Annotated in this window: 27 protein-coding genes and 1 pseudogene; 6 read left to right on the top strand and 22 right to left on the bottom strand. The window is 31.6% G+C overall.

From position 1 onward, the window contains the following. On the top strand, window positions 1-776 hold a 776-nt coding region (locus tag H8911_RS07675), incomplete at its 5' end, for a transposase (protein WP_186999232.1). 881 nt (window positions 777-1,657) lie between these two features. Here the strand turns inward: H8911_RS07675 and H8911_RS07670 are convergent. The 9 genes from H8911_RS07670 to H8911_RS07630 all read right to left on the bottom strand — a co-directional run bounded on the left by H8911_RS07670 (window position 1,658) and on the right by H8911_RS07630 (window position 10,410). After that, entirely contained in the window at window positions 1,658-3,274 is a 1,617-nt protein-coding gene (locus tag H8911_RS07670; protein ID WP_186999231.1) for an ATP-binding cassette domain-containing protein, read from the bottom strand. Beyond that, on the bottom strand, window positions 3,271-4,596 hold the full coding sequence (locus H8911_RS07665) for a hypothetical protein (protein WP_003864718.1): 1,326 nt from the start codon (window positions 4,594-4,596) through the stop codon (window positions 3,271-3,273). Before H8911_RS07665 ends, H8911_RS07670 begins: the two co-directional genes overlap by 4 nt. Window positions 4,597-4,600: 4 nt before the next feature. Beyond that, window positions 4,601-5,608 (bottom strand): ABC transporter permease, encoded by a 1,008-nt coding sequence (locus H8911_RS07660; RefSeq protein WP_003864719.1) that lies wholly within the window; start codon window positions 5,606-5,608, stop codon window positions 4,601-4,603. Between the two features lie 4 nt (window positions 5,609-5,612). Next, window positions 5,613-6,491 (bottom strand): ABC transporter ATP-binding protein, encoded by an 879-nt coding sequence (locus H8911_RS07655; RefSeq protein ID WP_147587365.1) that lies wholly within the window; start codon window positions 6,489-6,491, stop codon window positions 5,613-5,615. Window positions 6,492-6,601: 110 nt separating this feature from the next. Beyond that, entirely contained in the window at window positions 6,602-6,760 is a 159-nt protein-coding gene (locus H8911_RS07650; protein ID WP_003864721.1) for a hypothetical protein, read from the bottom strand. A 75-nt stretch (window positions 6,761-6,835) separates the two neighbouring features. Then, entirely contained in the window at window positions 6,836-8,176 is a 1,341-nt protein-coding gene (locus H8911_RS07645) for a radical SAM/SPASM domain-containing protein (protein ID WP_003864722.1), read from the bottom strand. A gap of 33 nt (window positions 8,177-8,209) precedes the next feature. Next, entirely contained in the window at window positions 8,210-9,478 is a 1,269-nt protein-coding gene (locus tag H8911_RS07640; protein ID WP_003864723.1) for a helix-turn-helix domain-containing protein, read from the bottom strand. Then, window positions 9,478-9,666 (bottom strand): hypothetical protein, encoded by a 189-nt coding sequence (locus H8911_RS07635; protein ID WP_003864724.1) that lies wholly within the window; start codon window positions 9,664-9,666, stop codon window positions 9,478-9,480. Before H8911_RS07635 ends, H8911_RS07640 begins: the two co-directional genes overlap by 1 nt. 87 nt (window positions 9,667-9,753) lie before the next feature. Next, window positions 9,754-10,410, bottom strand: a complete 657-nt coding sequence (locus H8911_RS07630; protein ID WP_003864725.1) for a helix-turn-helix domain-containing protein — start codon at window positions 10,408-10,410, stop codon at window positions 9,754-9,756. Between the two features lie 328 nt (window positions 10,411-10,738). On the opposite strand from H8911_RS07630, the gene H8911_RS07625 reads away from it, so the two are divergent. From H8911_RS07625 to H8911_RS07610, 4 genes are all read left to right on the top strand, one after another. After that, the gene (locus H8911_RS07625) at window positions 10,739-10,966 is read left to right on the top strand and encodes a hypothetical protein (protein WP_186999230.1); all 228 of its coding nucleotides are present in this window, start codon (window positions 10,739-10,741) and stop codon (window positions 10,964-10,966) included. Continuing rightward, window positions 10,959-11,987, top strand: coding sequence for an AAA family ATPase (locus H8911_RS07620; RefSeq protein ID WP_186999229.1), 1,029 nt, complete (start codon window positions 10,959-10,961; stop codon window positions 11,985-11,987). Before H8911_RS07625 ends, H8911_RS07620 begins: the two co-directional genes overlap by 8 nt. Before the next feature lie 114 nt (window positions 11,988-12,101). Then, entirely contained in the window at window positions 12,102-13,223 is a 1,122-nt protein-coding gene (locus H8911_RS07615) for a plasmid recombination protein (protein ID WP_003864728.1), read from the top strand. Continuing rightward, window positions 13,220-14,368, top strand: coding sequence for a tyrosine-type recombinase/integrase (locus tag H8911_RS07610; RefSeq protein ID WP_186999228.1), 1,149 nt, complete (start codon window positions 13,220-13,222; stop codon window positions 14,366-14,368). Before H8911_RS07615 ends, H8911_RS07610 begins: the two co-directional genes overlap by 4 nt. Before the next feature lie 395 nt (window positions 14,369-14,763). On the opposite strand, the gene H8911_RS07605 is transcribed toward H8911_RS07610, so the two are convergent. Further along, window positions 14,764-14,964, bottom strand: coding sequence for a hypothetical protein (locus H8911_RS07605; RefSeq protein WP_003864730.1), 201 nt, complete (start codon window positions 14,962-14,964; stop codon window positions 14,764-14,766). A gap of 202 nt (window positions 14,965-15,166) precedes the next feature. Between H8911_RS07605 and H8911_RS07600 the strand changes: the two genes are divergently transcribed. Next, window positions 15,167-16,375, top strand: coding sequence for an ATP-binding protein (locus tag H8911_RS07600; protein WP_003864731.1), 1,209 nt, complete (start codon window positions 15,167-15,169; stop codon window positions 16,373-16,375). Window positions 16,376-16,636: 261 nt separating this feature from the next. Here H8911_RS07600 and rpsI read toward each other — a convergent pair whose 3' ends face one another. From rpsI to rpsK, 12 genes and pseudogenes are all read right to left on the bottom strand, one after another. Continuing rightward, window positions 16,637-17,038, bottom strand: coding sequence for a 30S ribosomal protein S9 (gene rpsI / locus H8911_RS07595; protein WP_003864732.1), 402 nt, complete (start codon window positions 17,036-17,038; stop codon window positions 16,637-16,639). Window positions 17,039-17,051: 13 nt separating this feature from the next. Beyond that, the gene (gene rplM, locus H8911_RS07590; protein ID WP_003864733.1) at window positions 17,052-17,489 is read right to left on the bottom strand and encodes a 50S ribosomal protein L13; all 438 of its coding nucleotides are present in this window, start codon (window positions 17,487-17,489) and stop codon (window positions 17,052-17,054) included. 117 nt (window positions 17,490-17,606) lie between these two features. Continuing rightward, complete coding sequence (locus H8911_RS07585; protein WP_186999227.1) at window positions 17,607-18,431, bottom strand: histidinol-phosphatase; 825 nt, start codon at window positions 18,429-18,431, stop codon at window positions 17,607-17,609. Beyond that, window positions 18,418-19,161, bottom strand: a complete 744-nt coding sequence (gene truA / locus H8911_RS07580) for a tRNA pseudouridine(38-40) synthase TruA (protein ID WP_118012565.1) — start codon at window positions 19,159-19,161, stop codon at window positions 18,418-18,420. The genes H8911_RS07585 and truA overlap by 14 nt, the downstream gene beginning before the upstream one ends. Continuing rightward, entirely contained in the window at window positions 19,158-19,955 is a 798-nt protein-coding gene (locus tag H8911_RS07575; RefSeq protein WP_186999226.1) for an energy-coupling factor transporter transmembrane component T family protein, read from the bottom strand. The genes truA and H8911_RS07575 overlap by 4 nt, the downstream gene beginning before the upstream one ends. Beyond that, window positions 19,948-20,808 carry an energy-coupling factor transporter ATPase gene (locus tag H8911_RS07570; RefSeq protein WP_118320645.1) on the bottom strand — a complete coding sequence of 287 codons (861 nt, stop codon included), beginning with the start codon at window positions 20,806-20,808 and terminating at the stop codon, window positions 19,948-19,950. The genes H8911_RS07575 and H8911_RS07570 overlap by 8 nt, the downstream gene beginning before the upstream one ends. Further along, window positions 20,793-21,611 carry an energy-coupling factor transporter ATPase gene (locus H8911_RS07565; RefSeq protein ID WP_186999225.1) on the bottom strand — a complete coding sequence of 273 codons (819 nt, stop codon included), beginning with the start codon at window positions 21,609-21,611 and terminating at the stop codon, window positions 20,793-20,795. The genes H8911_RS07570 and H8911_RS07565 overlap by 16 nt, the downstream gene beginning before the upstream one ends. Before the next feature lie 66 nt (window positions 21,612-21,677). Continuing rightward, a complete protein-coding gene (locus H8911_RS07560; RefSeq protein WP_186999224.1) occupies window positions 21,678-22,130 on the bottom strand; it encodes a hypothetical protein in 453 nt (150 codons plus the stop codon). 2 nt (window positions 22,131-22,132) lie between these two features. Further along, window positions 22,133-22,720: pseudogene (locus H8911_RS07555) on the bottom strand (O-methyltransferase); the annotation flags it as partial. Window positions 22,721-22,739: 19 nt separating this feature from the next. Next, a complete protein-coding gene (gene rplQ / locus H8911_RS07550; RefSeq protein WP_117571636.1) occupies window positions 22,740-23,102 on the bottom strand; it encodes a 50S ribosomal protein L17 in 363 nt (120 codons plus the stop codon). A gap of 14 nt (window positions 23,103-23,116) precedes the next feature. Beyond that, complete coding sequence (locus H8911_RS07545; protein WP_117925855.1) at window positions 23,117-24,067, bottom strand: DNA-directed RNA polymerase subunit alpha; 951 nt, start codon at window positions 24,065-24,067, stop codon at window positions 23,117-23,119. Window positions 24,068-24,083: 16 nt separating this feature from the next. Continuing rightward, window positions 24,084-24,201: 30S ribosomal protein S11 (gene rpsK / locus H8911_RS07540; RefSeq protein ID WP_186999223.1), on the bottom strand; the 118-nt coding region annotated here is incomplete at its 5' end.

The following is a 24,201-nucleotide window of genomic DNA, read 5'->3' as shown; positions in this document are numbered from 1 at the left end:
AGGAGAAATGTTTTGCGTACTCGCATCAAACTTTCTGCGATAAGAATTCGTTCGTACTGGCAGTTACAACAGTTCCTGGAAATGTACATGATAGTGTTAGTTTTTTTGATGCCTATGAAAAATTGATCAATGGAAAATATGGATACCTGATTAAGAATGTTTCGCTGGATGCCGGATACATGACACCCGCAATATGCAGAGCCATTGTACAAAATGATCAGATTCCTTATATGCCATATAAAAGACCAATGACCAAAAAAGGCTTCTTTAAAAAATACGAATATGTCTATGATGAAGAATACGACTGTTATCTATGTCCAAATGATAAGATCCTAATGTATACAACTACTACAAGAAATGGATACAGACAATATAAATCGGATCCAAAAGACTGCAAGGATTGTCCTCTTAGAAACAAATGTACAAAGAGTAAGAACATGACAAAAGTTATCGAACGTCACCTATGGGAAGAGTTTAGAGAATATGCCGATGAGATCCGTCATACTATGGAATGGAAAGAAATTTATCCACAGAGAAAAGAAACCATTGAACGAGTATTTGCGGACTGTAAAGAAAACAATGGACTACGCTTCACAAGGTTAAAAGGCTTGAAGAAAAACCAACAGAATGCTTGGTTGATTTTTGCGTGCCATAATCTGAAGAAAATGTCCCTTTGGAGAGGAAAATATAGAAGAAAGCCATCAAAAAATTCAATATATCCTTCAAAATATACAAAAAAAGACAATTTCATTTCGAAAATTGCCTATATACAATAAAAAGCCTATGTCCTTACGAAAAGGTATAGGCTTTTGTCAACAATCTGAAGCATCCCTATGGATGCTTTTTTTTAATTGAAAGAAAAAGACCACCCATAAAAGAGTGATCTTGATATTTCTTGTACGATAATATAATTAACGTGATACTTACTTGAATCCAATCATGGAACGAACAAAAATGAAGCACACACCGCATGATATAAGACATACTTGTATATCGTTACTGACAAAAGCGGATGTGAATCCAACCACGATCAAGAAGATTGTAGGTCATAAGTGAGCCATGAGTTTGACAGAAAAAGTATATACTCATATGCATTATCAAACACTGTTGGATGCGATAAATTGAACATAAAAATTTGTGGCCTACTTGTGTCCTACGCATACGATTTCATAGTATTTTGACAAAAGAAAAAAGCCTTTATATAAAGGCTTTTGCTTTCTCTTAAGTAGTAAAATACTAACGTTTAGAGAACTGAATGTTTCTTTATTTAAAGCACATTCAGTTATTTTTGCGTCTTATACGCGTGCTTAAAGTGCATTTTAGATATTTATTATATGATCCGATCTTTCTGGTATATTTGAATATTTAAAGTTGCGTGGAACCACCAAATCCATAAAATAGATCCACCGAATTCATTTAGACAGAGCTACTATCATATCCACGAACAAGACCACTTCAAATTTTAAAATAGCTCTCATTATTGTTTGACTTTTGAACAATCTTCTCGAAGTTATCTATCTTGAATATATTAGGGATAAATAATAAATCAACCTTTAAACACTCATAAGTTTTCTGCATTACAATTCTTATAGCCCATATTTAATCGTTTATATCTAATTGCAGATTACCTGAAAAACATGTTTTGTAAACGAAGTTTCTATATTAAAAAAACTTTTTTTTCTTTTGATTCAAGATACTCTAAGTCATCATGAGAAATAATTATTATTATTTTGTTTTCAATTTTATTAATGCATTGTTGAAAAAATCTCGAACTCTCTTTATCTAAAGCCGAAGTTGGTTCATCAAACACTAATACATTTGCTTTAGATAATAAAGCCCTAATAATACCAATTTTTTGCTTTTCGCCTCCTGACAGATTTGAATTTAATGGATGCAAAACAGTATTAATCCCATCATCCATATTATCAATTATTTCAACCATATTAAAACCTTTTAACAAATATTCTAAGTATCTACCATTGTAATTATCATTTGGAATTAGATTCCGTTCAATAGTATCTTCAATAATTAATGGTTCTTGCAAGCAAACAGCCACATTCTTAAAAATAAAGTAATTCATATCAATTTTTTTCATATCAATACTATTCACTAATATACGTCCACCATAATCATTACCAAACACGCCTAAAATAACTTGTATAAAAGTACTCTTCCCAGTACCGTTTTTTCCTAAAATTCTATAAATATTTCCTTTTTCAAAAGAGCCATTGTAATGTATTAATTCCTCTTGATCTGTATATCTAAAAGAAAGATGATCAAAATACACAGTGTTAACATCTTCAATCAGTTCTTTTCCATTCATTTTTGATATATTATGGTAAATACTTAATCTATCACAACTAACTCTACATTTTTGCACATTATTCCAAAAATTTAATATTATCTGTGTGTTTGATATAACGTTAGCATAATAATTAGTAATTGTTACTACCATGCCAACAGTAATGTGATGTTTAACCACTAAAATCGCACCGATTATATAAATTAGAATTTGAGTCAAAATAGACACTAAATTTATAAAAATGTTATTGCAAGATTCTATAAATTGTTGTTTCTTATTTACAGAGAAAAAATGCATAAATACCTTATTTTCAAAGGATTTAATATTTTCAAACAACGAACACATTTTAATAGATTTTAAATAATACACAAGTTGATATAATGCACCAAAATAAGCTCCAGTGCTTTCTAACACTTGTTTATTAGAATTATATATTTTATCCTTAAAATAATAATATATAATCAAATATAAAATCGTAGAAATTAGTAGAACAAATACAAATAGAATTGACTGTGTCAATACAATAAAAATCATAAATAGAATTGAAAATATCGCAATGATTATTTGTTGGACCGAGCTTAAACAAAACATAATAATATCATTACAATCATTATTTATCGTTTGATTCAAAACAGAAGGATCTTTGTTTAATAAATTTTTATATGATATTGAATATAAATTGTGTATTTCATCTACATTTGCTTCATTTCCACATTTTACTTGAAGTAAAAAATATAGGTAAGATCCAATAATAGAGAAAGCCAATGAAAAAAGCATTATTAGGATTAAAACAATGATATTTTTTATGAAAATATTTAAATCAGTTTTAACCAAACTATCAATTACAGCTCCTTCCATAATTGGAATAAACAGCTCACTTAAACTAATTAGTATTTGTGATGCAAAATAGACAAAATATAAAGTCTTATATTTAAAAATATATTTAAAACCATACAACAATATTTTTTTCATAAGCTCATCTTATCTTTCTGTCGAACACTCACAAAATTCACAAATAGTAAAACAAAAATAAAAACGACACATATACAAATCGAATTCAACCAGTTTTGCATACCACAACCCGATAAAACACTCAAACTCGGACTTATACTAAATGGATTTATAAAAGATATCAAATCCATTCTTTGACTGATGACATATAAAATAATACAAATTATTCCAGATAAATAATTAAATCCTGTTTTTGTGAAGGTATATACACAAAACATAGCCATTTGAATATAAAGTTCTAATTTCAGAAGAATTAATGGTAAAGATATTATTAAAGCTTTCCATAATGGAATAAAAGATAAATCAGGTATAAATCCTAGTTCTGTCGCATAATATTCAGACATATTATTTATGACATAATTGTCTGTATGATACATCCTTTTAAAAGAGAAGAAATGTTTAGTGTCAGCCAACAGCCATATATCCCATCCTGCAAAGCCATTACTAATTCCTAGCAAAAGAAAAGGAATACCTATTGATGCAATCATAAGAAGTAAAAAAGCTATAAATAATTTTACTTGTATGTGTACGAAAAAGTGCACATCATTTAATTGTTCGAGCTCAAAAACACCTGTCTTTTTTTCGTACATTAAAACAACAACACAATAAACCAAACATAAAGGCATAAACAAATACGCAAATGAACTGTCTATTCTTAACTGGTGTGCTAAAAAATACCATGGACCTTTTCCTACATATTGTTCCGTATTTGTTTCTAATTGATGTAGCTGTTCTTGAACAGATAATTCAACGGTTCTATATTCCTCTTTTTTATTTTGAGATATTTGGCTTCCAATCATAAAAATCCGACTCTGCTCAAATGAAATGTCTGCTTCTTCAAAGCCTAATTTATGAACTTGGCGCATAAATTTTTGATCACCATTCTTTTTTAAAGCATCCAAATGATACAGCTTATCCCATAATGTAATTTCATTATATCTTTTTATTAATCCCTTATTTTTAAAAACTTCTTTTCCATATTTGTTAAATAAATTCCATCCAGCTTTGGCATTATCAATAGCCCAGCTTAAATAATCCTGATAACTATTCCAATACACCTTTTCCTCTGCACTCATATGTTTTACGGCCATGTATTGTAGATTGATATCTGATAAAGCTCTTTGGTATTGTTGAATCTGCGTTTCAAAAATATTCATATTCTGTTCCACATCATACTCATGTCCCATATAATTTGGTACTTGCACCATGTTCAATACTAATAAAATGAAAAAGATAACAGCACTCACTTTGTTCTTTAATACACTTTTTATTTCTAAACTCATAAACTTAACCTAAATCCAATCTTTCTAAATAGAGACATGAAATGAACTGTATGCATATTGCGCCTATAAAAAACAAAGATGTATAGGCCCATAAAGTTTCAATATGCAAATATGTATACATAAAAACAAATAATAATCCCGTCAACATTAGACTCATTCCTTTATTTTTCGTCAACAAAGATAAACATTGTATGCATGAAGCACTAAACAAAACCCATCCAAGTACAGAAAGAATATGATGAGACAAGTAAATAATCACTGGTGTTGTTCCAATCAATAACTCTATGCCACTTCCACAATTTATATATCCAATCAAATACAATACAACGAAAAATAGTATACTAAAAAAAACAGTGATAAGAATATGTAACAACGCGCGAAGTATATATACATATTTACGACTTTTCCCTATTGTAAATAAATATCGAAATGTATTGTTTTCTAAATCTTTAGACCATATATCCACATTCCACACTAGAATCAAAATCATGAATAAATAAAAGAAAAGATTGTTTCCTTTTAAAAATTGCACCATCAAATAACAACCCGTCGGTTTATTTTGATATACAAAGTCATAATATTCATTTTCAATATATGTTTTTTCCATTTGAATTCGTTTTTTTAAGTCTTGTTTATTATTTTGAAGAATCGATTTAAAATTGGATAAATCCATACCTGAATCAATATATTTTAAAATGTTTTGATCCCTATCATACATATCTTTTGCGATTGTTTTTGCATCCTCGTCATTTTTCCAATCACTTAATAACTTTTGACAATAAATACTATCCTCTCTAAAAAAGGCATTCAGTTTTTCTTTTGGAAGAATATTGATTCTTTGGTTTTCTTCATTTAACGTTTCATAATAATACATGATTTGATTGGATGCATATTGTTCATATTCAGTATTGTATTTAAAAAAATACACGGATAAAACGCCAATTAAAACAAGGATCAATGCTAGAATATTTCTTTTTGAAAAAAGAAATTTAAATTCATTTTTTAATAACATACGCTTAACCCTTATATAGTTCCTTATAATATGTTTCCAAATCCTGATGCACTTCAGCTAAGGAATAAACCAAAACATCATTTTGAATCAGTATTTGCAAGGACTTAGAAAACTCTTCTTTGGAATCACATTGCATATAAAGAATATGCTCTTTAATAAAAGAATTTTTTAAAAGGAGCAATACATTTTTCGGATTAGAAACTTCTAATCGATAAATCGAATGATTTTGACGAAGTTCGTCCATATTCTTCTCTTTGATCAACTTTCCACTTTTAATAAATAAAGCTCGATCAGCTAATTTATCGAGTTCACTTAACTGATGAGAAGATAATAAAATACTTGTTCCTTCATTTCGTATAGTTAAAAGCTTATTTCTTAAATCAAATATAGCTTGTGGATCTAAACCATTCGTAGGCTCATCAATAATAAGTAATTTAGGTTTGGACATCATAGCCAAAGCCAATACTAATCTTTGTTTCATTCCCATCGAATAATGTTCTGTGGCTCGATATAAGCCATCCTTTAAATCACTGAATTGCTCCATTTCCTCAATTCTTTTAGAATCTAAATGCTTCCAATTTGCCATGATTTTAAAATGTTCATGTCCAGATAACTCTGGATATAAAGATGGATATTCAATACTTACACCTATATTTTTTAACGCATTGGATGAATCACTCTTTAAATCATATCCACAGATAGTAATTTTCCCTTCACTCATATGATATAGTCCTGTAATACATTTCATGATTGTACTTTTTCCAGCACCATTTGGCCCAATCAATCCTACAATTTCATTTTCAAATATTGAAAAACTAATATTATCTAAAATCCTATGATTTTTAATCTGCTTTGAAACGCCTTCTACTTTGAGTATTTCCATATATAAATTCCCCCCCATATTCCTTCCCTATATAATAAGGGATAACAAAATGTTATCCCTTAAATACTTATAGCTTAAATCCCAATAATTCGGTTTAGTTTTCACTTTATTTATCCCATAGATACTTTATTTCCACTTGGAGTTACACAAATCATATATCCTAGACAAGAAGCATTTTTTGTGCAATTAGTTACAGTTCCTGAATTTCTTGTACACGAACAATTTCCAATAGGTGAAATTGAGTTATGTGGTTTAATCAAATATTCCATGTATAAGCCCTCCTTTCATCTTTTCACATGCATGTTCAATTTTAAGCTACAATATATTATTGGGTTAGTACAGACCTATATGTTATTCATTAAGATATAGGATTTTTCAATATTTTTTTGTATATTCTTTCTAATGTAATCACAATCAGGATTATACCCATCTCTTAAGATTCTATGCAAACAACCTCCGCCCATACAAATCGGTAGAACCGAACAATTCTTACACTTTTTGTTTTCTAGTGGATTATATAACATATAATCATAATAAATATGATTCATACTACAATATTTAAAATCAGAAATATTACCAATACAATATTCTAAATCTCCCATTTCTTCCCAACATTTATATAGTGATCCATCTGCATCTATTACGAGACCAGTTAATGTATCACAAACACAATGAGTAGCCATTGCCTCTGGATAATACTGTTTATAATCATTGGATTTTTCACTTTTAAGACTTGATTCTATTTCCTTAAACTCTTTAGAAGTATACGTATATGTATTGTAAACATCACTTTTATCATAAACAGCAGCAATATAAAAATTAATATACCTATTATAAGGTGAATCAGTCATAAGTCTTTTTAATTCATTTACACCATCTATGTTATTTTTATCCACATTCATTCTAACTGAAATAAATGGAAAATTGCAATTTGAAGAAATATCCCCAAAGTCTTTTATATTATTTAATATTCGGTCAAAAGTTGGCTTTTTCCCTATTAAATATCTACGATTGTCATGATAACTTTTTGGTCCATCAAGTGTAATTTGTATATTTTTAATTTTACAGTCAATCAATTTTACCATTACTTCCTTTGTTAAAAGGTATCCATTTGTAATTATGCTAGCAAAATACCTAACATTATTTAATTTACATAATTCTATTAATCGTTTGCTAAGTGTACATATAGTTTCCATTTCTAGCAAAGGTTCTCCACCATACCAAGTAATGTTTACGGCCTCTAAATGTGACATTTCTTTTTCAATGAATTTATAAATATCATTTACTGTACTATCTGTCATTTTTCCAGGGCGTAATACATCTTTTTCAAAACAGTATGGGCATCTAAAGTTACAATTTGACGTTGGAGCTATCGTTAAATTCAAAATATTGTTTGAAAATCTACTAGCTAAAACATTATTCTTAACAATATCTAGTTCATTAGTTTTATCTTCTAATAAATATCCTCCATAAACAAGAGCTTCTTTTAACTCTTTGGTAATTGTGCTTTTTGTACCTAAATCACATTTTTTTAATTGTTCATACTCATTTAAACTTAGCTTAGCCAATGCATTAGTTCTTGCATTGAACATGATTATATTGTCACCATTTTTAAAACAATAATTATAAAGTGATTGTTTCATTTCAAATATCCTTTCTTCTAAAAGAGCTCTTTCTGATTTCAATATAAAGTAATTATAAAAAACAATATCAATTTTTTAATTAAGTTTTAGCCCTATTTCTTCAATTATTTGGTTTGCATATGACATTTTGTAGAAATTTTCTTGCAATTCTTTCACCTTTTTTAATTTATTTTGTAATCCATGATCAAGATATAACTCATTCAATTGTTTTAAAACAAAAATTGCTCTATCATATTGTCCATTTTTTAATGCGATTTGATAACAGGTTTCAAAATTAGCAATGGCTTTCATAGGTTTATTATCCATCATATACTTTAAAGCGCGGATAAAACTCTTATGATATTTTGAATCCTTTACATCTCTAAAAAAAGAAGCAATACACTCTTTTGATTTCGTATATTCATGGCCAAAATAGTATAGAAGACATTTATACATTCTTAAATCTAAGTCATCTGTAAATTGTTCATCGATTCTGTTTAGATAATCAAATCCGCTTTTTATATCTTTTTGAATTAGCGAAGTAAAAACTAAATTTGATAAAATGCAATACTTCATGATTTCGTTTTGTCTTTTAATGGATTCATTTAATAGCTTTAAAAACAGCTTATTTGCTTCATCATAACGAGATGTATACATGTAAAGTACACCTTGATTCAACAACAAATAATATAATCGATCGAAAGACAATTGCTGAACTGCCATTTTTAAACTCTTATGAATATACTGCTGTGCCAAATTAAAATACCCTAAATCCAAGTAAATACTGCAATAATGGTAATTTATCATTAAATGATTACCCTTATTAGATAACGCCTTATCTAAGTATCCTAATGCTTCTTTTATTTCATTCGAATATATCTTCTCTAATGCCATTATATCGTAATAAATGGATAATTCCCTAACCGAAAAGTTATTCTTTCCTAATTCAATAATTCCTTTGTATAAAGCTGTATCCACTTCTTTTTGGTTAATGATAGCATCCATATACAGAATCAGATAATATTCAAATCTGGCATAGGAACAAGCTATATTCTTTGTGTCTTTTACTATTTGAATAGTTTCATTCAACTCTTCTTTTTTTAAATCTGTATACAAATCATAAATATCATATACATGATTTACAATTAGATCTCTATCCAAATCAAAATTAAATGTTTGGCCACATATTTCTGAAAATAAAGTAATCTTCTCATTTGTTGGTTTATTCTTACCAGTTTCAAATTGTGAAATTGTTGCTTCACTCACATCCATATTCTGTGCAACTTTTTTTATAGGAATCTTTTGCTCTGTCCGAATGCTCTTTAAAACATTTCCTATTAGTATACGACTAAACTTTTCTTGCACTATTGCTCACCTTTATTTCCGCAGCACAATGATGGTTCATACTCATTTGAATCTTCATGTTGATTCTCATCGTTATTACGCGTATTCTCAACCGGATTATCGTCCTGTACACCCTCTGCATAGATTTCAATAACGGGTGAGCCAAATACGCATAATAACAAAAATAAACTTGCTATTATTTTTTTCATTCCCTTTTCCTCCTATCCCTAATTTTAATTCATTTTATATTTCATTCAATACGCAATATTTAATTAAAAAAACATAGTCTATTTAAACTATTTGGTAACCCTTTTGTTACCAATAACCTCACTACGATCAGGATCGAATAATACTACATCAATATAGAAATCTAAATGATGATATTTTTCTTTTTCAAATAAATCATACATTTGATGCTGCTTTTCATCTTTATTGTCAAATAAAATATGTAATCCTCTAAATGAATCCATAATAGATAATGTTAATGACACTGCATCTCCTAAATAACCAATAAAATTTTTATCTTCCAATACATCATTTATAGATATTCTCTCAAAAAAACGATTGCAACTCGCAACGATCACTATATTCTTATTTTCCCTTTTCTTTATAATTTTCGCATCAAAAGTACGCATATAATTTTCTGTTAAATGTAATTCAAACGGACTAACGGTAATATTCCATCCTAATAAATACATATATGCTAAATATCTGCATGCCAAATATCTATTTTTTATGTCTTCTTCATCAAATAAAATATGCATAATCACATCATTTTGACTGCTCTTTGTATATTCACATATATTCTCTAATAATTTATCACTAGGAAATTTTGTGGTTCCATTCTCAATTAATTTAAGTGCAGTCACACTAATATTCATTTTTTTCGCCATGCTAACTTGTGACTCTTCACGATCCAATCGAATGTTTTTCATATAAGTTGCAAATGCCATATTATCACCTCTGTCCCTATTACATTATATTAAAAATAGTAAGTATTTTCAATTTTTTGAGTTGCATTTACTTTCTATAGGTAGTATATTGTTGATGTAGCAAGTATATGCATTTGCGTAGCAATAATTTGCTTGCTACACATTGACAATCTTTAAAGGAGGAAAATTTATTATGTATGTTGAACATTAAAAAAGATCCATTAGATAAAGTTTGGTCACCGCATCTAATGAATCTACTCAAATGAAGAACTGTTTTTATAATGTCTTCACGTAAGCATTATAGCAAACATTTCTTTTTCCAACAAAATAAAAAAGGAGGAAAATTTGTATGGAAAACACAAAACTATATATTGAAACGCCTATTTTTACAGGTAGAAATGTTCCTATTAATGAATTAGCAAAAGCCATTGGGAAAGATGCCCAATACATTCGAATCGGTCTTCAACAAGGTGTTTTAAATTTTGGCTATGCTATGAAAAAAGACAATTCAAGCGAATACAACTACTATTGTCCAGATAAGAAAGTATGGGAAGAAACAGGGTATTTCAATGGATAATAATATTGAACTTATCACCGGAAATGAGATCAGACATAAAACATATTTTGAAAACAACTATATTGTAGATTCTCTTATCAAAGGAAATAAGGTTAGTATTTTAACTGGTGGAAGTAAAACTGGTAAATCCACATTAGCATTACAACTCGCAAATTCAGTTTCTAAAGGCATTCCATTTCTTAATAACAATACGATCCAATGTGATGTTCTCTATATTTGTTTAGATAACGATGAAGATTTGATTGCAGAAAGATTGAAACTGATAAATCTTGAAATGGATGATTCTGTAGTTTTTTGTTTCAATAAAAACATAGTTTTAGAAGATACTTCTTCAAATCAAGATGATATATTATTACTCGAAGTTGTTACGGAAACATTAATTTCTCATCCATTTCTTAGACTAGTTATTATTGATCTATTCGATAATATTCGCAATCTAACTATTAAAACAGAAGCAAATAATGTTAAAGATACAGAAGATATGGAATATTTAAAAGGAATTGCTGATGGTTTAAAAATTCATATTTTACTACTTAACCATGATACGAAAAACGGAACTCAAAATGGTTATTGTTCATCCAAAGGAGGTGTAAAACTTGTGGGATCATGCAATGGCACTTATCTACATTTAATTCGAAGTGGTATTGGACAAACAAGTGCTACGCTTGAAGTTGGTGGAAGGAATATTAAAGAAGAAATCCTACAATTACATTTAGATACATCAACCCTTACGTATTCATTAAGCGAAGAAAATATTAATGATGATATGCCATATGAAATAGGTATAATTCGAAACTATATCATTAAAAACAATGGATATTCAGGCACTATCTCCAATCTTTTACAACTCACTAAATTAACAATTGCAGCAAATAGAGCATCGCGATTATTAAATACACACAAGGACTTACTAGCTTCAGAAGGAATTACTTTTTCAATTGATCCTAGCCGTTCGAATGGAAGAATCTATACTTTTCAAGTTGAACAAAAGGACGATAAGGACGATACTTTATGCATATAGTTATTTATCGTCCTACCGTCCTAGGATTTAATAAAACCTTTGTTACTTTGTCGAAAGTAACGCAAATGCACTTTTGTCATAAACAAAAGATGCCTTGCGCTCTACGAGGTTCATATGGAACAAAGCATTAGCTTTAAAATTGGCAAAGGAAGCATCGCTCACAATGCAAGAGATTTTACTGCAAGTAATGTCGACAGCAATCGAAGCCAATATAATATTGAATATGTTAATAAAGATCTAAAACAAACTTATCATAAATTATTTGATGATGCCGTCACAAAATACAACGCTAGACAAACTCGTAGTGATCGTACCATTCCAAATTATTATGAAAAAATAAGAATGGGTAAACAAGAAAAATTATTCCATGAAGTTATTGTTCAAGTTGGAAATATGGACACAATGAATTGTCTTGGAAAAAATGGTGAACTAGGAAAAGTAATTCTCGATGAGTATATGAAAGGTTTTCAAGAACGTAATCCGAATCTCTATGTATTCTCTGCTCATCTTCATATGGATGAACAGACACCTCATCTTCATATTGACTTTATTCCTTTTACTACAGGAAGTAAAAGAGGACTCGAAACTCGTGTTTCATTGAAACAAGCCTTAAAATCTCAAGGATTTAATGGAGGGAGTCGATCAGAAACAGAGTGGAACCAATGGGTGAATGCTGAAAAAATGGAAGTTGCCAAAATCATGAATAAGTATGAAGTTAAATGGGTCAACCTTGATACACATAATAAACCACTTGATGTTCTTAACTTTAAAAAAGAAAAAAGAAAAGAAGAAATTTCAAAATTGGATCATGAAATATTAACATTGAAAAAGCAATATAATTCGCTACAAAATATGACCCCCTATCTAAATGATGCGTTTAACGCTTTAAACAATGAAGAATTATGGTTGTTACCAGAACCAAATAAGCTCACACTTGCTTCAACATATCATAAAAATATTGTTCAGCCAAAATTTTCCAAATTAAGAGCATTTATACAACCGTTGATCAACCAAGTATTTGATATTGTAAAAGAATTAATAAATCTGAAAACTCAACTGATCTTTTTAAAAAGCGAAAATACTGAATTAAAAAATTCAATAGATGAATTATCTTATGAAAATCGAGAATTAAAAAGAGATATGAACAAGCTCAAAAAATTCTTTGGTAAAGATACAATTGAAAATGCTCTTACTTTTAAGATTGTCAAATCCAAAAGAAAGGAAATTCATAAATGAGAAAAAGAAATAAACATATGCGATTGCCTAGTGGTTATGGGTCAATTGTAAAAATGAGTAACGCAAACAGAAGACGAAGACCTTATATTGTTCGCATAACAACAGGTTATGATACAGATAAACAAACAGGCAAGACTAAACAAGTGATTGGCATTATTGGTTATGCTAAAACTCGCGAAGAAAGACTTCAAATGCTAGCGAAATATCATGAGAAGCCATACGATTTAAATCAAGGAAATCCCTCTTTTCGAGAAGTCTTTGAAGATTGGTTTGATGAAAAGTTCAAAGACAATATGGAAGCCAAAAAAATAAATAGTTACCGAGCCGCATATAATACGTGCACACGAATCTTCGAATACCCATTTAGAGATATTAGAACCAGTGATCTTCAAAATATTATTGATAATTGTGGTAAAAACTACCCTACTCTAAGAAATATTAAAATCTTATTTAACCAAATGTACGCATATGCGATCAAGAACAATCTTTGCAGCACAGACTACGCAAAATTTGTAGATATAGCCAAATACAAAGATAGAAATCCGAATAGCTATGATCGGCAACCATTTTCAAAAGAACAATTGAATGTATTGTGGTCACAAAAAGAAGATATATACATCCAAATGATTTTAATTCTTTGTTATACAGGTGTACGAGTAAGTGAATTATTGGATTTAAAGAAGCAAAATGTTAATCTTGATGAACATTTTTTCACTATTACTAAATCAAAAACACAAAGTGGAATCCGTAAAGTTCCGATTGGTACTATGATTTATCCATTCTTTAAAGCCTGGTATGAATCGAGTCAATGTGATTATGTATTCCACACGCCCGATCAAAAACATTTTACGTATCGTAACTATTACGACAGCTACTGGAATCCATTTATGGTTCGATTCGAATATGATCAAACACCACATTGTTGCAGACACACATGTGTATCTCTACTTGCAACTGCACAGGTATCACAAACATATCAAAAACTAATAGTTGGTCACAAAGGTGCTATGTCTATCACGGAAAGCGTGTATACTCATATTGAAATGTCAGAACTTATTAAAGCAATTGATTCTGTTTATTATCCAGAAGAAATAATTAAAGAAGTAAAAAAATCAAAGAAAAGAAGTGAACACTGTGAGAGATAAGAATTATATTTATAAGCAGAAGAATCCTTTAATAGTCCATGTCATGAAGGAAGTTCATATTCTTGGATTATACGCATAATAGTGTATAATGCAAATAAAAGTAGAAATACCAAATCAGTATGGCTCCTACCGCCATAAGCGTAGGGCGTTAAAGTGTGGAAGGATATGAGTCCTTCCTTTTATTTTTCCTACGGGAAAGAGGCCAGCAATGCCGGTGTTAATACACACCGAACCGTACTCTGCAATTTTCCTTTCCACTTGCTTGTTGAGTGCAGTTATCCAAAGCCTCTTTTAACACAGAATTTCATTCTGTGGCTACACGTTTTGCGAACGCTTTTTAACCAGAACCAGCTTACCGCTGGCTGTGGTCTTTTTCTTTTAATTTAACTTGATTATTAGTTTTCATATTCAAATAATTTGGCAATCAACACTTTGAGTTCACCCAAAGCAGCTGGAGTTCCAACAATGACTCCCAAACATTCATTTCCAGTACGATAAACAACAACCTGTATAGGAGTGGCGTTCGATTGACAACGATGGTCAACTAATGACTTTGGTAACCAGTGACACAAAAGAAATAAACGAATTATAGTCATTGGAAAACAAATTCGTTTGCTTCTTTAGAATCATTGACATAGTTATAATAGCTAAAAGCATACTATTCACTTTCAAAAATTTAAAAATTTTTATTTTTTGAAAGTGGCATATTGCATACAAAGATTATAATCGGATATAATACAAGTAAGGATGACTTTCAAAAGTTTAAAAAAATTCATTTTTTGAAAGTGAGGCAACACTATGAAAACCATTGAAAGAACTGAATACCTAAATCGAATAAAGAATCTGAAGGATACGCCTGATATAAAAGTTATTACCGGTATCAGAAGATCGGGTAAGTCAATACTGATGCAGGAGTATATCCAGTATCTGAAAGACAACTTTAATGATATCAACGTTATCTTTATTGACTTTATGGATCTTTCATTTGAACACCTGAAAGAGTATCATGCGCTTCATGCCTATGTTGAAAAACGATATGTGGAAGGAAAATCGAATTATCTTTTCATTGATGAAGTGCAGATGTGTCCAAATTTTGAACTGGCTGTAAATAGCCTATATTCAAAAAGAAAATATGATATCTATATCACCGGTTCCAACGCTTTTTTGTTAAGTGCAGATTTAGCCACTCTATTTACCGGGCGTTATATTGAAATTCATGTCTATCCATTCAGTTTCAAAGAATATTGTAATTACTACGACAACAACCACGACATAGAAAAGCTATTTGAAGATTACACCATCAAAGGTGGATTAGCTGGGTCCTATGCCTACAACACCGAAAAAGACAGGAAGGATTATATCAAGGAAGTCTATGAAACAATTGTTACAAGAGACCTTGTACAGAAGTATTCCCTGCCAGATACTCAGGTATTACAGCGCTTAAGTGAATTTCTTATGGACAATATATCAAACCTGACCTCACCAAGCAGAATCAGCAATATGCTATCCGAAAAGAACATATCAACCAATCATGTCACCATTGGAAAATATATCAAGTACCTGTGCAACGCCTTTGTTTTCTATGATATCAAGCGCTACGATATCCGTGGCAAGAAATATCTTGAAAGCACAGAAAAGTTCTATTTAAGTGATATTGGCATACGTTATGCTGTTCTTGGTACAAGAAACATGGATTATGGCAGAGTATATGAAAACATGGTCTGTCTTGAATTATTACGTAGTGGCTATGATGTCTATGTTGGAAAGCTTTATCAGAAAGAAATCGATTTTGTTGCCCAAAGAGGTAGTGAAAAAATCTATATTCAGGTAAGTGATAATATCACTGAAGAGGAAACATTCAAAAGAGAATATGCGCCTCTTTTACAGATCAAGGATGCATATCCAAAGATTATCATCGCCAAAACCGGTCATCCAAAGTATTCATATGAAGGAATTGAAATCTTTGATATCAGGGATTGGTTGCTAAATAAAAAACAAGCTATATAATCAAAAAATTAGTAAGATTAAAAATATTAAACGCATCAGCATCTGCTGGTGCTTTTCTTGTAAAATTACATTTTGTGCGTGCTTTTCGATAACTGAGGAGTTAATTTTGCTACTTATAAGCGTGCTGTATGCGTGCTTAAAAAGACTTTTCAACACTATTCAGAACAATTCACAGATATAGAAAAAACCACCCAAAGCCCATATATAAAGGGCTTGAGTGGTTTTGAATCTCCTTGCAGAGTAGTCAAAAGTATGTTCTGACTAACGTTTAGAGAATTGTGGAGCACGACGAGCTGCTTTAAGACCGTATTTTTTACGTTCTTTAGCACGAGGGTCACGAGTAACGAATCCTGCAGCTTTTAATACTGGACGGTAGTCTTCACTAGCTTCCATTAAAGCACGAGTAATTCCGTGACGCATAGCACCAGATTGACCAGTGTATCCTCCACCTTGTACGTTGATAATCACATCAAATTGATCAGCTGTGTTAGTGATTTCTAATGGTGATTTAACAACCATACGTAAAGTTTCCAATGGAAGGTATTCTTCCAAAGTTTTTCCGTTGACTACGATATTACCTGTACCTGGACGTAAAAAGACACGAGCAACAGATTTTTTACGACGTCCAACGCCATGATATTGAACAGTGTTAGATTTTTTCATATTCTATTCCTCCTTATCCTCTTACCTTCAATTCAACAGGTTTTTGAGCAGCATGTGGGTGTTCGCTACCAGCGTATACGAATACGTGTCCACGTTGTACATCACCTAATTTAGTGTGAGGTAACATACCTTTGATTGCTCTTTCAACCCATTCAACAGGGTATTTCTCTTTCATTTCTTTAGCTGTACGCACACGCATACCTCCAAAGTATCCAGAGTGGTTGTAATACTTTTCAGTATTCAACTTGTTTCCAGTCATTTCGACCTTGTCAGCATTGATCACAATTACATAATCACCACAGTCAACATTTGGTGTATATGTAGGTTTGTGTTTACCTTTTAATACATGAGCACAAGTTGAAGCCAAACGTCCTAAAGTTTGTCCGTTTCCATCAACTACATACCATGTACGTGTTACATCGGCAGGTTTTGCCATAGTAGTTTGACGCATATCTAATTTCCTCCTTGATTTGAGCGTTTACCGGGGCTCAAAAGGCCAGAGTTTAGCCACCTAATATGATATGCAATATCCATATAAAAGTCAATGAAAAAAAGAAAAAGTTTAGCTTTATTTTTGCCAAACTTTAATCTTTTCTGCTTTTATTTTTTTATAATCAATTGAAGGTACATCATCAATGATTTCTACATCAAATTTAGATAGTTTTTCTAAAGCCAAATTATATAATTTTTGATCCAAATCGCCTATTCTATGCGCATCCATACCTAGAATTGCCTTCACATTATATTGAGCAGCGATTTGCCAAAACTTAGTGTGTGGATACTCCTCATACCCCATACGCATATTGTGTTGCATACCCAATACGTTAAATTCTAATGGAACATTATAATCTTGACTGGTCTTACAAATACGGTGAAATCCCTCTTCAATTTCAGGCGTGATAAAACCACCTGTATCTCTTAAAATCAATTCAGGATGAGCTAAGTATGCATACATACCTGTTTTCATACCTTCGACACAAGTATCGAAATATCCTTTAATATATTCTCCTTTGGCCCCACCTAAATAAATATGATCCTCATCTGTACCATAATAATGATTGCCAAAAATCAAATAATCAATTTCATTTTCAATACAGAAATCTAACAACCAATCCATATACTTAGGAAAGTATTCTGCCTCTAAGCCAAAACGAATTTCAATCTGCTTCTTATATCGATCTTTCAAATATAAAACACTATCTTTATAATCCGCAAATTCATCCAGTTTCATACGCATATGTGCCACAAAATCGGAATCATATTTCCAACATGTATGATCTGAAATACCTAATACTTCAAAGCCATTTTGAATGGCAGCACGAACCATTTCCTCATCCTTACCATACGCATGATGACAACGTGAAGTATGTGTATGAAAATTAGTTTGTCTCATTATATTTTACCTCCACTAAATATAAACCACAGCTAGACGCATTATAACGACATGCCGACTTATCTTTTGCATCTAACATTCTTTGGACATCATCAACACCTATCTTATGTTGACCTACCGCAATTAAAGTACCCGTCATCATTCGAACTTGATATCTTAAAAAACCTGTACCCTCAAAGATAAAATGCACATCCATACCCTCTTCAATAATTTCAATATTTGAAATCGTTTTGACTCTAGGTTTCCTCGGATCGATTTTACTTGAGGCAAAACTCGTAAAATCATGAGATCCCAAGAATACTTTTGATGCATTTTTCATCGCCTCAATATCCAATTTTTTAGTTAATAAATTACGATACTTATAATTAAAAGGATTCTTTATATCGTACGAACAATAATAATCATAACGTTTGCCTACAGCACTAAAACGTGCATGAAAATCATCGGGCATTTCTTCCGTTTTTAAAATACGAATATCTTTAGGAAGCAATGCATTCAATGCTCTTTCATATTGAATAGCCGGAATATTTTTATTTGTTTCAAAATGAAAAACTTGACCAAACGCATGAACACCAGCATCCGTTCTTCCACTCGCAACAACATCTACATGCTCTTTTGTGATTTTATACAAAGCTTCTTCAATCACTTGTTGAATGCCTAAGGCATTCTCTTGTTTTTGCCAGCCTGCATAATTAAAACCATCATAGCTGACAAGTGCTTTTACAATCATAATACCCAAATACCAATACAAGCACAAAGAACGACAACACTTAAAAGCATGGAAGCATAATCCATTGTCTGCATCTTTAACACTTTGTAACGTGTTCTTTTTCTAGAAGGATCATACCCTCTAGCTTCCATCGCATTTGCAAGTTGATCTGCGCGATCAAATGCAGATACAAATAGTGGAACAATCAACGATAAAATAGCCATAATTTTTTCTTTGATACTCCCATTTTCCAAATCCACACCACGACTAGCCTGCGCATTCATAATACGCTGTGTTTCTTCAATTAGTGTTGGAATAAAACGCAACGCGATACTGATCATCATCGCAATAATGTGAGCTGGTACACCAATTTTTTCAAAAGGCTTCAACAATTTTTCAATTCCCAAAGTCAAATCCAAAGGCTTTGTTGTTGCTGTTAATACAGTTGTGATAATAACCATCAACATTAAACGTACGACAATATACAAAGTTTGATTTACGGCATCGCTATAAATTGTAAATCCCTTAATCGAAAACAAAGGTGTTCCTGTTTTAATAACCAATAGGTTAATAACCAACAAGAAAGCCATCATCCATAACATTGGTTTCATTGTTCTTAAGGCATATTTAATATTTAATTTTGATAAATACAAACTCAATAAAATAAAAATACCTATAATCACATATCCAAGGACTCCTGCAGGAATAAATATCGCAACCATTAAAAACAACATGATCATAATCTTAGATCGAGGATCCATCTTATGAACCACAGAATCTAATGGCATATATTGTCCTAACGCAACATTATTCATGTTTCTTCACCTGCTTTTCTATTGAATCCACAAGTGAATTCATATCCATAATATCTGGATCCATCTCAAATCCATTTTCTTCTAATTGCATTTTTAAACGCACAATACTAGGTGGATTGATCCCAATCTCTTGTAAATATTCAGGATGCTTAAAAAATTCCTTCACATCCGCTTCCTGCGTTACTTCACCATGACTCAACACAATCACATGATCACAATAGTTCATGACATGCTCCATATCATGCGTAACTAAAAGAACCGTTTTTCCTTCTTTTTTATTTAGATTCATAAACAAAGTCATCATTTCCTGAGCACCTTGAGGATCAAGCCCTGCTGTTGGCTCATCTAAAACTAAGACTTTTGGATTTAATACTAAAATCCCCGCAATCGCAACACGACGTTTTTGTCCTCCACTCAAATCAAAAGGAGAACGATCCAAATAACTTTCATCCAAACCTACAACAGGCAATATTTTCTTTACGAGTTGGGAAGCATCTTCTTCACTTGTTCCAAAGTTTTTTGGTCCAAACGCAATATCCTTACCAATCGTTTCTTCAAACAATTGATATTCAGGAAACTGGAATACAAGCCCAACTTCCTTTCTTAATTGTTTAACATCCTTAATTTTCAACAAAGGTTGAATATGGAAACCACAAATATCCAAAGTACCCGCTGTTGGAATCAACAAACCATTTAAATGCTGAACTAAAGTAGATTTACCAGAACCAGTCTGCCCAATAATAGCTGTAACTTTTCCTTCTGGAATTGAAAGATCGATACCCTTTAATGCAGCATGTGAAAAAGGTGTATTTTCATTATATGTGTGTTCTAACTTCTTTATTTCAATCGACATAACTTTTCAACCACCTCATCTAAACGACATACATTTTCTTTGAAGATTTTACGCTTCTTTAATTCCTTCGAAATTTTTAACGCAAAAGGAATATCCAACTGCATTTTAGCCAATTTATCCTCTTGTTTAAAAATTTCCATTGGCGTTCCCTGCATCGCAATCTCACCATTTTCTAACACTATGACATTTTCAGATTGAGCTACCTCTTCCATATCATGAGTAATGGATAAAATTGTGATATTCTTTTCTTCATGTAACTTGCGAATCTGCGCATTGATACTCGCCTTACCTTGAGGATCTAACATGCTTGTTGATTCATCAAAAATAATGATATCAGGTTCAATGGCCAAAATACCTGCAATCGCAACACGTTGTTTTTGTCCACCAGATAATTTAGTCGGCTCTGCACTTAAAAAATCCGTCATTCCAACACGACTTGCGACATCTTCAATAATACCTTGCATCTTTTCTTGTTCTACACAATGATTTTCTAAACCAAAGGCAATATCATCTGCCACTGTAGAACCAATAAATTGATTGTCTGGATTTTGGAATACAATTCCAATATGACTTCTCAATTCATATACACTTTCTTCATTTAGTTCCTGACCTAAAATTTGAATTTTACCCTTTTTCGCTTCCAATAAACCAATGATTAGTTTTGCCATTGTACTCTTACCAGAACCATTATGTCCAATAATCGTTGTATAGCTTCCTTTTGGGATTGAAAAAGAAACATCTTTTAATATATCATTTTTCCCGTCATAGGAAAAAGTTAAATGTGAAACTTCGATTGCTTCCATCACATATCCTCCACCATAAACGGAACTATTATACCATATTAAAATGGCTTGAGCACCCTCAAGCCACTATTTATTAAAATGAAATCCTTTATATTCAGCACTTGTGTTTGTACATGCATTTACAAGTGTGTTTGACAAAATTTTTAAATCACTTTCATTTACACCCTCATGATAAATTACATCCACAAGTTTGTCTTCATCATCATACGAAGAAGTTAATCCATTTTCAGCAATTTCTGTTTGAAATTGTTTAGCCGCCTCCTTAGAATCAAAGCTATATGTAAGTGTGACCGGAAGAATTTCTTCTTCAGCCTCTTTAAATCCCATAATATCCGATTCCATGTTTTTTAATGGGCTTACACTTGGTTGAATCTCTTTTTCAATAGGTTCATCAATATCTGGGCATAAGAATTCATCTAACTCTTCCTGTCTTTGTTTATCACGATGTACTTTGCCAGCAACTGCACATGCGCCAACTGTAATGGTTGCAGCACCTACTAAAAATTTAAAAAGATTCATAATTATTTCCTCCTTGTAATGGCAACTCCGTCTCCATAATCATAAAATGCTGTTTCATAATCAGAAAGTTCTGCCAAATACGTATGATAATCATGGATCTTGCGAACTAATTGGCGTGTATTGCGATTACGCGATAATTCTGGATGTTCTACAAGCCCATGAAAATTCATATTATCTGATACAATTATACCATTCTCATTCAAATGGATACAGTATTTCTCAAAAAAACGTCGATATTGTGCTTTAGCTGCATCGATAAAAATACAGTCAAACATACCATCTACATCTACTTCAAGAGCATCCCCTTCAATCAATGTGATTTGGTCAGATAATCCACTTTCCTCAATATTCTTTTTTGCCTGAACGATCATGTCAGGATTTCTTTCAATTGTGACAACTTTCATTCTAGGATCTAACTTAGCTACTTCAATAGATGTACGCGCAATTGCAGTTCCTAACTCCAAAAATGACAGGCATTGTTTTTCTTGAAGTTTTTCTAACAAGAACTTTAACCCACCATCCATCATAATAGGCACTTGATGTTCTTTTGCGTATTGTTCTAAATCACTCATTTTAATTCTCCTTAAAAGAAAAGTGAAGTAGTAACTACTACTTCACGAATTGTACAATTGCCATTGGAGCTGCATCTCCACGACGGATACGTGTTTTTACTACACGAGTGTATCCACCATTACGATCTGCATATGCTGGTCCAATTTCATTGAATAATTTTTGAAGAGCTGTTGTTCCCTCTTCATCAACTTCTACATTGCGAACATAAGCTGCTGCTTGTCTACGTGCATGTAAATCTCCACGTTTTGCTAATGTTACTAATGAGTCCATTACAGCGCTTAATTCTTTTGCTTTCATTTCTGTTGTTTCGATTTGTCCGTTTTCAATCAAAGATGTTGCCATGTTACGCAACAATGCTTTACGATGATCGGCTTTACGTCCCAATTTACGATTCCACATGATTCTTACTCCTCTTATTCATACGATTTGAAGAACAATCCCAATTGGTACATTTTGTCCTTCACTTCTTTGAGTGATTTCTTACCCAAATTCTTAACATGCATCATTTCATCTTCTGTTTTTTGTGTAAGTTCATCAACAGTTTGAATTCCTGCACGTTTTAAACAATTGTAAGAACGAACAGATAAATCCAAATCTTCAATCATCATTGTATTTACTTTCTTAACATCCTCAACTTGAGGTTTTTGAACCATGAAACTTTCTTCTAATTCTAAATCTGAAACAGTTAAAACTTCATCTAAGTTTTCCATACAAATCTTTGCAGCCATTGTGATAGCTTGTAAAGGTGTAATTGTACCATCTGTTTCTACATTGATATGTACTTTATCATATTTTTTATCCAACCCAACACGAGCAGGTTCTGCTAAATAATCTGCTTTACGGATTGGAGTGAAAGTTGCATCTAATACTACGACATCTTCACCAAAGTCGTATGACACTTTGTTTTCAATTGAACTCTTATATCCAGTTCCAGTTACAGCATAAATCTCCATTTCCAAGCTTGCACCTTTTTCTAAAGTACAAATCACTTGTTCAGGATCTACAACTTCAACAGCTTCCGGACAAATAATGTCAGCCGCCTGAATTGTTGCAGGACCCTTCTTTGAAATATGCAATGTTTGGAATCCTTCTCCATCATTGTATAATTGTACAGCTTTTAAATTTAATGAAATACGATAAATATCTTCTAAAATACCTTCGATCATCGTTGCTTTTCCATCAAATCCAGATACTTTAAATCCAACAATGCGTGTGCCAGGTACACTTGTTAATAATGTACGGCAAATGGTATTTCCAATCGTAATTCCAAAACCTCTTTCAAGAGGTTCAAAGATATAAGATCCAGTATTGTTTTCTTCATTCACAAAATCTTTATGAAGTGAAGCTCTTTCAAATTCCTGCATCGTTATCCTCCTTTAACTATCCACGAGGTCGTTTTGGTGGACGACATCCGTTGTGTGGAATTGGTGTTACATCATTGATCATTGTAATTTCTAAACCAGCTACCTGTAATGCTCTGACAGCTGCTTCACGTCCA

Source organism: Holdemanella hominis (assembly GCF_014306155.1).
Classification (GTDB): Bacteria; Bacillota_I; Bacilli_A; order Erysipelotrichales; family Erysipelotrichaceae; genus Holdemanella; species Holdemanella hominis.
The sequence above is the reverse complement of the archived record's forward strand: the minus strand, read 5'-3'. Positions and strand labels throughout refer to the sequence as shown.